Source organism: Bradyrhizobium sp. PRIMUS42 (genome assembly GCF_023006515.1).
Taxonomy (GTDB): Bacteria; Pseudomonadota; Alphaproteobacteria; order Rhizobiales; family Xanthobacteraceae; genus Bradyrhizobium.
Genome location: NZ_JALBGZ010000002.1, coordinates 19517 through 35260, shown reverse-complemented (window position 1 = coordinate 35260; position 15744 = coordinate 19517). Strand labels below are relative to the sequence as shown.

Here is a 15744-nt window from a genome sequence, read left to right as displayed (position 1 = left end):
GCCGCACTCATGCGATCTGCCTCGTCTGCTGATTCCAGAGATGCCTGTAGAAGGTGCACTTCGACAGCAGTGCATCGTGACGATCCACATCGACGATCCGTCCACGGTCGATCACCAAAATCTGGCTTGCGTCCGACAGCATCGAAAGCCGGTGCGATACGATGATGACGGTCCGTCCCTCGGCGATACGTCGCAGATTGCGCCGAATGATCGCCTCGCTCTCGGAATCCAGCGCGCTGGTGGCCTCATCGAGGATCAGAATGCGCGGGTTGACGATCAAGGCCCGCGCGATGGCGAGCCGCTGCTTTTGTCCGCCTGACAGGTTCGATGCCTGCTCCTCGAGCATGGTATCGAACCCCCTCGGCAGCCGCTCAATGAACTCGTCGGCGCCGGCGAGCTGAGCCGCCCGGACGACCTCCTCGAATGTGGCGTCGCGCCTCATGCAGGCGATATTTTCGCGCACTGTGCCTCGGAACAAGAAATTGTCCTGGAGCACGATCCCGAGATTCCGCCGCAGATGGGCGAGATCGATCTCGCGCGAATCGTGACCGTCGATGCGCACCAATCCCTGCTGCACCGGATACATTCCCGCGACTAGGCGTGTCAGCGTCGTCTTGCCCGAACCGCTCCGGCCGACAATTCCGAAGATCGAGCCGGGAGCGATCGAGAACGACACGTCGTCCAACGCCGGCGTTCCCTCGCCATAGCCAAAGGTGACGTTTTCAAACTCGATCTGCCCGGCGAAGTCGGGCCGCAGGCCCTCACGCCGACCGTCGCGTTCCAGCTCCCTGTTCATGACCTCGCCGAGCATGTTAACGGCCAGCGCAACCTCTTGGTATTCGTGCACCATGGTCACCATCTGCACCAGCGGCCCCGAAACGCGCCCCGCCAGCATGTTGAAGGCGACAAGAGCGCCGATCGTCATCTCGCCGCCGAAGACGTCGAGCGCGCCAAGTGCGACGATGCCGAGCGTCATCATCTTCTCGAGGAAACCGGTCAAGGCCTGAGCGCCCGCCGAGATTTTTTCAACGCCAAACCGCATCGATACCGACTGCGCGCAGCGATCGTCCCATGTCCTGTTCTGGCCGGGCTCCATGGCCAATGATTTCACGGTGCGCATTCCGTGCACAGTCTCGACCAGGAAGGCCTGGCGGCTGGCCTCGGCCTGATACAGCTGGTAGAGTCGTCGTCGAAACGGTCCTATCAAAATGGCAATCACGCTCGCGCTGATCACGGTGAAGGCCAGCACGACGCATGTCAGCTTGACGCTGTAGAGCGCCAGAACCGGCAGGAAGACGAGCAACGAAAGCGCGTCCAAGGCGGTCAGGAACAGTCGGCCGGTCAGGAATTCACGGATCCGGCCGGCTTGCTGCATGTGCTTCACCAACACGCCGGCCGAGATGCGCTCGAAGAAAGTTACCGGAAGTCCCAAAAGATGCCGAAACGTCCTGGTCGCGACCCGGATGTCGATCTTGTTCGTGGCATAGAGCAGCAGATAGCGCCGCAAGAAGCTGAAGACCGCGTCGAAGCAGAGCGCTAGGATCGCGCCGGCCGAGAGCACGTAGAGTGTCGTGAGGCTCTCGTGGACAAGAACTTTGTCGATGACGAGCTGAAAGAAGATCGGAAGCGCCAGCCCCAGCGCATAGAGGAACACCGCAGCAATTGCGACGTCGGAAAACAGCCGCCACTCCCGCAGCATTTCGGGTACGAACCAGCGCAGCCCAAAGGGCCTCTGGCCCTGCGATGGAGAGCTCTCGCGCTTGAACAGAACGACCTTTCCCGACCACATGGCGCAAAAGCGGTCCGCATCGACCAGCAGGTGCTCTCCCCTCCGCTCCGCCAGAGGATCGAAGACCGTTACAGCATCGCACTCCGGCCCGACGCCGACCACGAGGACCCAGTTCAGGTTCGAGAGCTGGACAAGAGCCGGATAGGCTTCGCCGAGCTGGCATATCGCCTTCCAATCAAGCTGCGCCGTGCGGGCGCGAAGGCCCGCATCATGAGCCATGCGCAGCAGGAGATCGGTCGAGATGCCGGTCTCGTCGACGGCATAGGCGTGCCGAAGCCGATCGGAAGGCAGATCGATGCCGTGATGTGCTGCGATCCTTGACAGGCATTCGAGGGCGGTTTGAGCAGCCCGACGCGGCTCGTCCTCCGACGAAGGCGGTCCCGGTTCGAACCTCTCGATTTCAACGGAAGTTGGTTGAGACATTGGGAGATCGTGGATTGTCAGAAACTGACGAGGCAGGTTCGACTCGCGCGCTCGTCTGTGGCGCGACCATCGGCGCCTTGGGCCGAGAGCGCTGGACGACGCCCGCATCGACCAGACCCTGAAGCGCGTTCTGCATCACCTCCACAGAGTTCGCGAACGACTCCGCAGAAAAGATCAGCCTTTGCCGAAAGACCTTCTTGGGCGCGTTGTTGGCGTCACGTTCCGTGGGCGAGAGGCTGACCAGGTCCACCCGCACGATCGACCCGCCAATTGTGACCTCGTCAATCCCGTCTGTATAGAGCTCTGTATGCATCAGCCTGCTTCCCTATTTCGGTTGAGATGGATGGCCTAGTCTGCTCGTGTCATTCGGGCGTTTTGCTATGACGCGAAGGCAATGATGCAGATGGATACCTGAAAACGATATCGGTCCACCGATACCTGTTCGTTCGGGCTCCACCGCGTTGCGACCTTGGCGCCAGCCCCGCAGACGCCGCGGCGGCAGTCCGGCCACGCCATATGAGAGCCGTTCATATGTGGCGCCGGGCGCACTCCGCACGGGTTCGGGTGGCACACGTCTCGTGAGCGCGACCGGCGACGCGATCATTCGTGATAGGCTCGACATGACCTCCTCCTTTCTTGTCTATGCAGCGAGCTGCGGCCTGAAGAGAACGTCGACCGCATAGCTGGTCGCCCCGAAGGTGTTGGTCGGAAATAGGCTGCCGGAGCCGTACGCGTAGACGCCGTTGCCCCCGCTCGATGAGGATGACGGAGCCGTCAGCGGTCCGTTCGTCACCGCATTGGCAAACAGGTTTGGATCGTCCGAATAGTTGCCCGCAGTGTGGTAGGAGGCGATGTAAGTCGTCCCTGCCGTGATCGTGACGGGCGTCGCGAAGTTGACCTGTTGCCAGCCGCTCGTCGTCTCGTTGGTGAAGGTGGCGGTGGCCAGCAGGGTCCCTGAGCTGCTCCAGAGATCGGCCACGTGCTGGCCCGTGTTGGACGGCCCCTTGTAGAAGCGCAGGCCGACAATGTCGCCCGAAGTTGACGCCTGGAACTTCATGCCAAGCTCCACCGGATTCGGATCATTCACCGTCACCACGCTGGGTGTAGGATTGGAGCTGAAAAGGCTTACGGTGGTTGCTGAAGGCGCATGAACAGTTACGCTCACACCGGCGGTTGCTGAACCGCCCCGACCGTCGGAAATGGCGTAGTTGAACGATGCCGGCCCGGTATATCCGTTGGCGGGAGTGAACGTCACCGTATTGTTCTGGGCACTGAAATTGACGGTGCCGTTGACGGCCCCGCTGACGCCCGTGATCGACAGGGCATCCCCGTTCGGATCAGTATCGTTTGCGAGGAGCGCCGCCCCGGAAATGCTGAGCGGTACGTTTTGGGTGGCATCGAAGCCGCTGTCGTTGCTGGCGATCGGCGGCTGGTTCGTGCCACCACTCGAATTGCTGAACAAGACGTCGACCCAATAATTGGTCGCGCTGAATGTGCTGGTCGGAAACAAATTGCCCGTTCCGTAGGTGTAGACACCATTGTTGCTTGCGGAGGCCGTGAGTGGGCCGTTCGTGCGCGCCGTGGTGAAGTAGTTAGGCGTATCGGCGTAGTGGCCGTTGCTGTGGAAGCTCGCGACGTAGGTGGTTCCGGCGGCGATCGCTACCGGGCTATTGAATGTGAGGGTTTGCCAACCGCTGCTGCTCTCGTTGGAGAAGGTCGCGCTCGCGAGGAGCGTTCCCGTGCTACTCCACAGTGAGCCGGTATGAGTGCCGGTGTCGTTCGCACTCTTGTAGTACTTGATCCCGCTAATCGTGCCGGCCGCCGAGGACGTAAACCGCACGCCAAGATTGACCTGAGATGTGTCGGACGCCGACAGCACCGAGGGCGTATCGGAAGCGGAGAACAAGCTGACCGTCGAGGAGGCCGTGCCCACCGCGATATTGAACGTCTCGCTGGCCGTGAGGCCGCCGAGATCGGTCCCGATGGCCTTCACGCCGAGCGTGCCGACATCAGCCGACGTCGGCGTGCCACTGAAGGTCCGGGTCGAAGCGTTGAAGGCCAGCCAGGCGGGAAGTGCCGAGCCGTCGGCCGCACTTGCCGTATAGGCGAGCGAATCCCCGGAATCGACGTCGGTGAAGGTGCCGGCTGGCAGCGTCAGCGAGAAGGCCGAACCAACCGTGGCAGTCTGGTTGCTGGTTTGGGCCGCCAGGACCGGCGCATCATTGGCGCCATGAATGGTAATTGTGAGCGTTGTCGAGGATGTCGCCCCGGCGGCATCACGCATCGTGTAATTGAAGGCGTCTGTCAGCACGTTGGACGCAAGCCGCAGGGCCTGCACCGCAGCATCAGTCTCATTGACCGTATAGGTGAAGGCGCCTGACGCGTTGAGCACGAGGCTTCCGTGCGCGCCGTTCAGCGCCGAGCCGAGCGCGCCGGAGGTCGAACCGAAGCTGACCGCAGTCACGGTCTCGGTATCGCCGGCGTCAGGATCGGTGTCGTTGGTCAGCACGTTTCCCGCGGCAGAGGAACCGCCGGTGCCGTTGTTGACACCGCCCTTCTCGGTGGCATCGCCCGTGTCGGCGACCGCCGTCGGCGGCGTGTTCGGAGTCGTCGTCACGGTGATATTGAACATTTCGCTTGCAGCAAGGCTGCCGAGATCGGTCGCGGTTGCCTTCACGCCGAGCGTGCCGACATCGGCCGACGATGGCGTACCGCTGAAGGTTCGGGTTGATGCGTTGAAGGTCAGCCAGGCGGGAAGCGCCGAGCCGTTGGCCGCTGTCGCGGCGTAAGTGAGCGAATCGCCGGAATCGACGTCGTTGAAGGTGCCGCCAGGTAGCGTCAGCGAGAAGGCCGACCCAACCGTTGCGGTCTGGTTGCCGGTTTGGATCGCTAGGACTGGCGCATCGTTGGCACCATGAATGGTGATTGTGATCGTGGTCGAGGATGTCGCACCGGCGGCATCACGCATCGTGTAATTGAAGACGTCCGTCAGCGTGTTGCTCACAAGCCGCAGGGCCTGGACGGCAGGATCCGTCTCATTGACCGTATAGGTGAAGGCGCCTGAAGCGTTGAGCACGAGGCTTCCGTGCGCGCCGTTCAGCGCCGATCCGAGCGTGCCCGAGGTCGAGCCGAAGCTGACCGCAGTCACGGTCTTGGTGTCGCCGGCGTTGGAATCGGTATCGTTGGTCAGCACGTTTCCCGCGGCAGACGAACCGCCGGTGCCGTTGTTGACACCGCCCTTCTCGGTGGCGTCGCCCGTGTCGGCGACCGCCGTCGGCGGTGTGTTGGTGCTCGCGGATCCGTTGAAAACGACGTCGACAAAGTAGTTCGTTGCCTTGAAGACGTTGGTCGGGAATATGGCTCCGGTTCCGTAGCCATACACGCCATTTCCCGTGGCGGGGGCGCTCAGCTGGCCATTCGAGATCGATGTGGTGAAATAGTTCTGAGTGTCCGAATAATTGCCGTTGGTGTGGTAGGAAGCGACATAGGTCGTGCCCGCGGTAATGGCTATCGGGCTCGAGAAACTGACCTGCTGCCAACCGCTGGCGGTCTCACTCGCGAAGGTCGCCGTGCCGAGCAGCGTTCCCGTCGAACTCCAGAGATGCGCGACGTGGGTACCTGTGTTCAGCGAGCCCTTGTAGAAGCGCAGGCCCGTTATGGTCCCGTTGACCGACGCGCTGAACTTGAGGCCCACCTCGACCGAGCTTGGGTCGCCCGAGTTGGCGACGCTCGGCGTGTCGTTGGTGCCGAACAGGCTCTGGGCGGATAACGGATAGCCGACATTGAGGAAGACCTGGCCCGTTCCGCTGGCGCCCGCGGAGTCCGTGATCGTGTAAGCGAACTGTGCCGCTCCCGCGTAGTTTGCGGCCGGATTAAATGTCACCGTCTGGGTCTGGACATTGTAACTTACGGCGCCGTTAGCCGGATTACTCACGCCACTGATCGAAAAGGACAGACCGGCCGGATCCGTATCATTGGCGAGCAGCGCGGATGCCGGGATGTTCAGCACACCGTTCTGCGTGACCGTGAACCCGCTGTCATTGTTGGCCTGCGGCAGCTGGCTCGTATCCCTGAAGACGACATCGACCCAGTAATTGTCACCATCTGCCATCGAAATATTGGACGGGAAAAGCGGTCCGGTGCCGTACGCATAGACGCCGTTCAGGCCGCTCCCCGTTGCTGTCAATGAGCCGTTGGTGTGACCTGGGTTGTCGAAATAGAAATCGGTCGTGGAATAGTGACCGGTGTTGGTGTGATACGAGGCGACGTAGGTCACCCCCGCTTGTATGTGAACGGGCGTGGTGAAATTGACCTGTTGCCAGCCGCTTCCTGTTTCGTTGGTGAATGTCGCGCTTGCGAGTAGCGTCCCGTTCGCCGTCCAGAGATCGCCGAGATGCGTTCCCGTGTTCTGGGTGCTCTTATAGAACCGGATGCCTGTGATATCACCGGCCGTGGCGGCAACGAACTTGACTCCCAGCTCCACGGCAGCATTGTCCGGCGTATTGACGACTGCCGGCGTGTCCGTGGGACTGAAGATCGTCAGGTTCGAAGAGGGCGTCACCGTGTAGGCAACGCCCGCGCCCGGGACTTCGAGGTTTAAGCTATCGTCGACGGCCCTGCTCCGGACCTTCAACTGCCCCGGCGCGCCCGCAGCGAATGTATAGGTCCAAGTGACGTTCGGTGCTCCGACGGTGCTGCTGGCCGGATGCCAAGTGGTGCCACCGTCCGATGACACTTCGACACCACCGATGACGCCGCCAGCGTCACTTGCTGTTCCGGTTACAGTGATGCGCTGGCCCTCCACGATGCTCGTCGCGGAGAGATTGGTGATCGTGGAGGTCGGGGTCGTGTGATCGGTCGATTGGCTCGCAATCACCAGACTGGCCTGCAGCGTCGCGGGCTGGACGCCCATGTCAGCGAACAGATTGACCATGGCCTGCTGGACGTTCCGATCGATCGGCGTATCCGGGGCGATGTTGTACTGGTCATGATCCGATGCAAGACCCCAGGACCAGAACACGGTGCCAGCGCTAAAAACAAGCGCGCCACTCACGGGATCTCGAAACTCCACCAGATTGTGAGTAGCTGTCCCATTGCCGGTCGTGTTGCCGTAATCGAGCAAGTATTTTGTGGTTTGCAGAGTGGTTGAGGAAACATCTACCAGACCGGCGGGGCGGAAGCCGTTATCCGGTGACGAATCCCATTCATAGCCGAGCAGGTTCGGCGTCAGGGACGCAGTCTGGCCTTGAGCCGTTCCCGCGATCGGCGCATTGCGCCAAAGCCTCAACTGCGTCATTCCGTATGGGATCTTGATCGTGCCGTAGGAATCCCCGTCCACCTGGAAGACCGTTCCGGTCAGCGCATTGGATGGAATGCCCGACATGCCTCCGGTCGACGCAAAGCGTGCGTCCATGAATGTTCCGGTCGCCGTGCCTGTCGGGTCGATCAATTGGTTGGCATGGGTATCCTTGTACGAGATCAAGGTCCGGTTAGCCGTATGGCTGGGATCGATGCTGGCTGCCAGCCTCGTCTGCCAATACACCTCGTTGCCGCTCAAAAACGTCAGATCGACACCGGCATGGCCGGCGGCCTGGACGTTGGCGAACTGGCTGTCGGTCCAGTATTCGTCGTGCCCCACGTCCATGTAGATCTGATGATTGAGCAGCAGCGATCCGTTGGTGGCCGCATCGATGCCAGAAATGTAGGAGACGTCGTATCCGTTCTGCTCGAGCCAGTAAATTGCCGGATATTCCGCCGAGAAGACCATGTCATTAGACGAGCTCCCGAGCCCGCCGTCACGCGTGGTGATTGGACGATTGTAGCTTACGGCATAAGCGGAGCCGTTGACGCCAGGTCCGCTGCCCGCGTAGAGATTGGCGCCACCCCAAGGGTTATAGGCTTGCCAGGTCTGATCGGCCGTCTGAAATACGATTGCGCTTTGTGACGCATCATTTCGGACCACAAACGGAATTTGAAACACCTGCGTTCCGTCGATGACGTTGGCGATGTACACGCCAGAAACCGCGTCCGTCGGTACGCTCCACGAGTCGGTCACGCTCCAATTGCCGGCGTCGACGAGGCCGGTCGACGCGTCTTTCAAGGGATTCGGCTGCACCACTGAGGTCGCAGCCTGATGCTGCAGGCTCGTAACCAGCCTCGCACCGTTGCCGCCATAGTATCCAAGCCGATAGATATCGATGCGATAGTTGGGAGCGCCGGTCTGGTTGTTGATCTTGAATTGAACGGCCCCGCCGACATTGGTGCTTATCGCCGTGGTGAACCCCTGGATTTTCGTCGAGTCTTCACCGGGGCTAATCTGCCAAATGCTACTCGATGTGCCTTGCTTCTGATTCTCCAGCACGATCGGGTTCGTCACCGGATCCGCAATGATGGTGCCGCCCAGCCCATCGCTTGCAAAGGTCCAATTTGGGTCGTTCCCGGAGAACAGCAGGGTGACATTGCCGGCCCCGTTGCTGAAATCGACCGTGCTGATGTTTGAGCTAGGGTCGTATTGAACCGACGCTGACATCGTCGCCGTGAAGGGGAAATCCCTGAGGTCAATCAGGTTGCCAGCCGAAAGCGGTCGATCCGGCGACGAACTTCCGATCAGGCCGTGGAATTGGGCGGAGTGATCGAGAATCAGGGTGCCGACTTCCGTCTCGAACGAGACGGTTATTCCGTAAAACGAACCTTTCACGAGCTGCCCGGAGACCGAGCCTCCGATCTCGAGCGCCGATTTGTCGGAAATCGCGAAGGCGCCCGACCCGCGGACATCACCTTTAAAGTCCGCTGCGGCAGCCTCATCGCCGCCAGAACCGAGCTTGATGCTCCCGTTGTTTATGGCGTCACCTTCCACGACGAACGACGTTTTTCCCCCGAGCGCGATCGTCACACCTGCATCAACGATCAAACTGCCCACATCGACATTGGCTTTCGTTGTGACAACATAGGATCCAGGCGCGTCGATGAAGGCGCCGGACGCGGCATTCGGAATGCCCGTACTCCAGTTCGCGGCGACATTCCAATAGCCGCCGCTCGAACTTATCCAATGTGTCGTACCGGCATGCGAACGTGAAGGCGCGACCACCGCTCGCAGATCGGAGCCGGAAACGGGCCGCGGGCCGAGGCCGTTCGGGCGCGTCAGGGTGCTGGTTGTACTCCACAGCCAAGCAGCGTCTCTGCTCAAGGTCGTCCAGAGGGGCCCCCCCAGCAAGACCGCATCGATCTGGCCGAAATCACCCTCCTCCGAGAGGAGAGGCTTTGCTGCTCGATAAAAGACGCTCGCCTTTTGATTTAACATGGCCAGCCCTCGAAATTCGCAAAGAGCATTTAATTTAAAATGACAACGCCGGTCAATTAATTAAAATAAAAAATACGACATTTAAACTAGCCGTCGTCGACTGCGACCCCGGACCGCGCCCCAGGGAACCGCAGGATGTCGGTGAGATACCTGCCGTATCCGCTCTTCTCCAACGGCTGAATCAGCTCGAGAAGCTGATCTTCATCGATGTATCCCTGCCGAAAGGCGACCTCCTCGAGACAAGCCACCTTCATGCCCTGTCGCTTTTCGAGCGTCTGCACGAAGGTCCCTGCATCGATAAGCGACTCGACCGTGCCCGTATCCAACCATGCAAAGCCCCGTCCCATGCGCTCGACGTGGAGAGCGCCGGCCGCGAGATAGCGCATTTGCAGATCAGTTATCTCGAGCTCTCCCCGCTGCGAGGGCTTGACACGGCGGGCATATCGCACGACCCGGTTGTCGAAAAAATAGAGACCGGTAATGGCCCAGTTCGATGTCGGCTCTCTCGGCTTCTCCTCGATTCGCTGCGGACGGCCCGCCTCGTCGAATGTAACGACGCCGTATCGTTCGGGATCACGCACGTGATACGCGAACACGGTTGCGCCTTCCTCGCGGGCTGCGGCCTTGGCGAGCAGCTCGCTCAAGCCGCCGCCAAAAAAGATATTGTCTCCGAGCACCATTGCGACCCGATCGGTTCCGATGAAATCGGCACCCACGATGAACGCTTCCGCAAGCCCACCGGGGCGAGATTGTTCCGCATAACTGAGCCGAATTCCCCACTGACTTCCATTCCCGAGCAATCGTTCAAACTGGGCCCGATCTGCCGGGGTCGTGATCACCAGGATCTCGCGGATTCCTGCCAGCATCAGCGTCGACAGCGGGTAGTAGATCATCGGCTTGTCATAGACGGGCAACAATTGCTTGCTCACCACACGTGTGATCGGGTAGAGCCGCGTTCCGCTGCCGCCAGCCAGGACAATTCCCTTCAGCATCGGTGTCTCCTTTTCCGACAAGTTGGTCGAGACAGGTTTCGAGAGAGTGGCGCCAAGCCGGCAGTCGAATCCCAAACACGCGCTCCGCCTTGGATGAATCCAGGCGGGAGTTTAGGGGCCTGCGCGCAGCGCAGGGATACTGCTCGGTCGTGATAGCTTCCAGCGCCGGCGGCCGCACTCCACGACGGGATAAACCATCGAAGATTGCCTCGGCAAAGCCGTGCCAGCTCGTTGTTCCCTGGCCGGACACATGAAAGATGCCTGCCGCGGTGCGGCGATCATCGGTGACCGACCGCTCTGCAATCTTCAGGAGCGCTGCGGCCAGCTCCGCCGCTGATGTCGGGCTTCCGTGTTGGTCGCCGACGACCCTTACGATTGGACGCGTTTCGGCCAGCCGCAACATCGTCCGAACGAAGTTGCTGCCTGTTGCGCTGTAGATCCAAGACGACCTGACGACGGTCGCGAGCGGATGTGCCGCGAAAACGGCCGCCTCGCCGGCCAACTTTGATGCACCATATGTGTTCAACGGCGCCGGCACGTCGGCTTCGTCGTAAGCCTCGCGCTTGGCACCATCAAAGACATAATCCGTCGACAAATGCACAAATGGAATGTTTCTCTGCCATGCGACATCCGCTAACGCAGCCGCACCATCGCGGTTGATACTGAAGGCTTTTCCGACTTCAGCCTCTGCCCCATCCACAGCCGTATAAGCAGCGGCATTGATGATCATGCTAGGGGCGATGGAGGCGACCGTCCTGTCGATCCCGTCCCGGACTTCTAGGTCGAGCTCCTCACGTCCGAGGGCGATCGCAGACAGGCCGCGAAGAGCAGCGAGATCACGAAGGCAACTGCCCAATTGGCCATTTCGACCAGCAATCAGAATCGGTCGTTCGATCATGGCAACCTCAGTGTCGAGTGGCTGGGAGGCCGAGGCGCGCGCCGTCGTAGACCATATTGCGAGCCCGCGCCCACCAGGTGCCGCTGGCCAGATACCATTCCACCGTGTCGGCGAGACCTTGTTCGAAGCCTCGGCTCGGCTGCCATCCCAGCTCGCTGCGAGCTTTGGACGCATCGATTGCGTAACGCGCGTCGTGTCCCGGACGGTCCGGCACAAACGAGATCAATGATCGCCGTGCTGCCGGCCCTGGACGTAATCGATCAACCACGTCACAAATCTGGGTGACGACCTCCAGGTTCGAGCGTTCGCTGTCGCCGCCGAAATTGTACTTCTCTCCAGCTCTGCCCTCGAATAGCAGCCTGATCAGGCCGGCTGCGTGATCGTCGACATGAAGCCAATCGCGCACATTGCTGCCGTCGCCATAGACGGGCAATGACTTGTACTCCATCGCGTTGAGAATCGTCAGCGGAATGAGCTTTTCAGGGAATTGGAATGGTCCGTAATTGTTCGAACAGTTCGATACGATCACTGGCAGGCCATAGGTCTTATACCAGGCGAGCGCGAGGTGGTCCGAGGCAGCCTTGCTCGCCGAATAGGGCGAGCTCGGCCGATAAGGGGTATCTTCCCGGAAGCAGTCCACCGGCCCCAATGAACCGTAGACCTCGTCAGTCGACACGTGAATGAACCTGAACTGTCTCTGCCTCTGGCTTGGAAGCCCGTCGTAATATCGTCTAGCTGCTTCCAGCAGAGTATAGGTGCCGACGATGTTGGTATTGACGAATGTTGCCGATCCGGTAATCGACCGATCGACATGGCTCTCCGCTGCCAAGTGGATGACTGCACTTGGCTCCCACTTGTAAAACAAACGAGTGATCGCTTCCTCATCGCAAATGTCGTGCTGCTCGAATCCATAGCGGCTTGTACCGTCGATGGATGCCAGCGAGGCCAAATTGGCTGCATAGGTCAATTTGTCGACATTGACGACAGAGGCCCCGACCTCCGACACCAACTGTCGACAGACCGCAGACCCGATAAATCCCGCTCCACCGGTCACCAGGACACGCATGCCACGCCCTCTATTCAAACACTGATGCAAGCTGCTCAAAGGTCGGCAGCGCTCGATCCTTCGGTGAGAGCTGGGCCGCCGAGGCCCTCACCGGCCATTCGATCGCCAATTCGGGATCTGCCCAATAGACACCGCCGTCGTGGTCCGGGGAGTAGACCTCGTCGACCTTATAAAAGACTGTCGTTTGAGGCTCGAGCGTACAGAAGCCGTGAGCGAACCCTTTTGGAACGAGCAACTGCTCGTCACTCCCGCTATCCAGTTTGATCGAGACGTGCTTGCCGAACGTCGGCGATCGCCGCCGCAGATCGACCACCACATCGAGGATCGCTCCCCTCAGCACGCGGACCAGCTTGGCCTGCGCGAAGGGAGGCCGCTGGAAGTGCAATCCACGAACTGTCCCGACCCGTTCCGAGCAGGACTGATTGTCCTGGATGAAATCGTGAGAAATTCCCCTTTCGGCAAAATCAGAGCGGCGAAATGTCTCGCAAAAGTAGCCCCGCGCATCAGAAAAGCGCTTCGATCGGACCAGCTTGACATCCGGAATCGCCAAACTTCGCACTTCCAGCATGACCGCAAGCTCCGATACGCGGCGCTATCGCCCGGACGGTCGGCCTGATCTACCCCTTGTCTGCCCAACGGAGTAGCGCACCGGACCGGGTCCGCCTCGCTCTGTTCGCAACAAGTATCGGGTTAAATCCGGCGGCGACCCTTCACGTAATTAATTTTCCAGACAATTAATGCCCGAGCCATATTTAATTGGCAATACAAATTTTATCATATATATTATTTTAAATGCGGCCGCAGGTTCTAATGGCGCCTGCGGCCTTGTGCTCCCGCGCGATTGTCACCAGCCGAGAGAATTGTCCGATGCTTCAGACCAATACGCTCCAGACCGATGGGGCACGCCTACCCTCCGCCATGCCAATGCAATCGGATCGCCAGGACGCTGCGGGCATCGGCGAGCTCATTAAATTGGCGCTCGTCTTTATAAGGCGGCAATACCTCGTCATCATTTTCACCACCGTCCTGGCAGGTGCCGCCAGCCTGGTATACCTCCGGTTGGTCTCGCCGGCCTATACGGCGCAGGTTCAGGTCCTGTTTGAAAACCCAAGGGCGCAATTCCTCCAGAAGCAATCGCTACTCTCCGAACCACTCGTCGACGTCACTCAGATCGAAACGCAGTTGCAGATCATCAAGTCTCAGGCAACCGCTGCGGCCGTGATCAAGCAGTTGAAATTGGGCGATCATCCGGATCTCAGAGAGCCCCAGCCGCTGCAGTCCTGGCTAGTGGGCTGGCTCCGACGATGGCGATCGAATCCGTCGGAAGCTGCGCGATCTGCCACGCCAGACCAGCCCTCAGAAGCCGCCACTGCGAGCTTTCTGGATCGCCTATCTGCAGGTCGGGTCGGCTATAGTCACGTTATCGAAGTCGCCTTCACCTCGAGCGATCCAGCGCTAGCAGCGGAAATCGCGAACGCAATTGCCAAAGCCTACATCAACGATCAGCTCGAGGCGAAATTCGAAGCCAGTCGAACTGCCACAAGCTGGCTGCGGGAACGCTTACGAAACCTCGGTGAGGAGGCGCTGACCGCCGAACGTGCCGTCGAGGCTTACAAATCTCAGAACAACATCGTTTCGCCTGGTGGAAAGCCGATCGACGAGCAGCAGATCACGGAACTCAACACTCGGCTGGCTACCGCCCGCGCGCAGAGCTCCGAGGCTGCGGCCAAGCTGTCGCGCTACGAAACTCTGCTTGGCGCCGACCCGGCAAAACCATCCTCGATCGGCAATCTGGATGCTATCGGCTCCGACGCGATGAACAGTCCGATCATTACGTCGCTACGCCAGCAATATCTCGAACTCGCCAGGCGTGAGGCCGAGTTGTCGGCCCGCGTCGGGCGCGATCATCTGGCGGTCGTCAACGTCCGAAACAGGCTGCGTGAGTTTCGCGTCTCCATTATGGACGAGGTCAAGAGACTTTCTGAGATCAGTCGCAGCGAAGCCGAGCTCGCAAAGCAGCGGCAGCAAGAGATCGAAAAGCGCCTGACCGTGGCCATTGCGCAGTCGCGCCTCACGAACTCGGCGGAGCTGACGATAAGAGATTTGGAAAGTCGGGCGAAAAGCCTGCGGGCCCTCTACGACACCTTTCTTCAGCAGTACATGGGCTCGACGCAGCAGGAGACCTTCCCTATCTCGGAAACCCGGGTCATCTTCCCCGCCTCCGCCGCTCAGACCAAGAGCAAACCGAAGACGAAGGTCGTGCTGAGTTTCGGTCTTCTGGGTGGCCTCGCGCTGGGACTACTCCTCGGTTTCGTGAGAGACGTAATGGACCGCGTTTTCCGTACGTCTTCCCAACTCGAGGCCGCGCTCGAACTTCCGTGCCTGTCTCTCGTGCCAATCCTGAACTTGCCCAAGCAGCTGAGGCCGTCGGCCCGGCTTCAACAGACGCAGGAAGACTCGAGCCAGCGAGTACTTTCGACCGCTCCGGACATTCATCGCGCCGTCGTAGGCATGCCTCTTTCTCGGTACACGGAGGCCATCCGTGCGATCAAGATTGCGATCGATCATAGCCCGGCGAAGACCCCCAACCAGGTGATTGGCCTGACGTCAGCTCTCCCAAATGAGGGCAAGACCACGATTGCTGCCTCCGTGGCGCAGCTCATCGGACACAGCGGGAAGAAGGTGATCATAGTGGACTGCGATCTCCGGAATCCATCGCTCTCGGCCCGTCTCGTTCCGAAGGCAGTGGATGGCATTATTGAGGTCATGAGCGGTGATCGCCCGCTCGAGGAGGTGATATGGCGGGATCCGAGGACAAATCTTGCCGTTCTTCCGGCCGTTCAACGCGGGCCCGTGCTTCACTCGAGCGAACTTCTGTCCGACGGCTCGATATGCAAGCTCTTTGATCGACTGCGACAAAGCTATGACTATGTCATTGTAGATCTTCCGCCGCTGAGTCCGCTTGTCGACGTGCGGGTCACAGCGCCTCTGATCGATTGCTACGTTCTCGTCGTCGAGTGGGGACGCACCAAGATCGAGGTCGTTCAGCATGCGCTGCACACCGCCCCGACGATCTCGGACGCGCTGATCGGCGCAGTCCTGAACAAGACGGACATCAAGGCGATGGCGCGCTACGACACCCAGCGAAGCGACTATTACGACGACAGTCACTATGTTCGTTATGGCCTTTCAAGCTCCTGAGCGGCCTGGCGCAATGCGCTATCGCGATTTCGCATTGGACGGCCTGCCGATCTGAGCATCCTGAGGAACGCCACG

8 protein-coding genes are annotated in these 15744 nt (G+C 60.1%); 1 reads left to right on the top strand and 7 read right to left on the bottom strand.

Translation table 11 applies throughout. The features are described from left to right. Window positions 1–7: 7 nt before the first annotated feature. From MOV75_RS00680 to rfbC, 7 genes are all read right to left on the bottom strand, one after another. A complete protein-coding gene (locus MOV75_RS00680) occupies window positions 8–2212 on the bottom strand; it encodes a peptidase domain-containing ABC transporter (protein ID WP_246916404.1) in 2205 nt (734 codons plus the stop codon). Continuing rightward, window positions 2190–2525 (bottom strand): hypothetical protein, encoded by a 336-nt coding sequence (locus MOV75_RS00675; RefSeq protein ID WP_246916406.1) that lies wholly within the window; start codon window positions 2523–2525, stop codon window positions 2190–2192. The genes MOV75_RS00680 and MOV75_RS00675 overlap by 23 nt, the downstream gene beginning before the upstream one ends. Before the next feature lie 327 nt (window positions 2526–2852). Then, window positions 2853–9512 (bottom strand): DUF4082 domain-containing protein, encoded by a 6660-nt coding sequence (locus tag MOV75_RS00670; protein ID WP_246916408.1) that lies wholly within the window; start codon window positions 9510–9512, stop codon window positions 2853–2855. Window positions 9513–9598: 86 nt separating this feature from the next. Next, the gene (gene rfbA / locus MOV75_RS00665) at window positions 9599–10504 is read right to left on the bottom strand and encodes a glucose-1-phosphate thymidylyltransferase RfbA (RefSeq protein WP_309486765.1); all 906 of its coding nucleotides are present in this window, start codon (window positions 10502–10504) and stop codon (window positions 9599–9601) included. After that, the gene (gene rfbD, locus MOV75_RS00660; RefSeq protein ID WP_246916410.1) at window positions 10413–11402 is read right to left on the bottom strand and encodes a dTDP-4-dehydrorhamnose reductase; all 990 of its coding nucleotides are present in this window, start codon (window positions 11400–11402) and stop codon (window positions 10413–10415) included. The genes rfbA and rfbD overlap by 92 nt, the downstream gene beginning before the upstream one ends. A 7-nt stretch (window positions 11403–11409) precedes the next feature. Then, window positions 11410–12468 carry a dTDP-glucose 4,6-dehydratase gene (gene rfbB / locus MOV75_RS00655; RefSeq protein WP_246916412.1) on the bottom strand — a complete coding sequence of 353 codons (1059 nt, stop codon included), beginning with the start codon at window positions 12466–12468 and terminating at the stop codon, window positions 11410–11412. 10 nt (window positions 12469–12478) lie between these two features. Next, window positions 12479–13036 (bottom strand): dTDP-4-dehydrorhamnose 3,5-epimerase, encoded by a 558-nt coding sequence (rfbC, locus tag MOV75_RS00650; RefSeq protein ID WP_246916414.1) that lies wholly within the window; start codon window positions 13034–13036, stop codon window positions 12479–12481. Between the two features lie 299 nt (window positions 13037–13335). Here rfbC and MOV75_RS00645 point away from each other — a divergent pair, with 299 nt between their 5' ends. Next, the gene (locus MOV75_RS00645; RefSeq protein ID WP_246916416.1) at window positions 13336–15669 is read left to right on the top strand and encodes an AAA family ATPase; all 2334 of its coding nucleotides are present in this window, start codon (window positions 13336–13338) and stop codon (window positions 15667–15669) included. The last annotated feature ends 75 nt before the right edge of the window (window positions 15670–15744 follow it).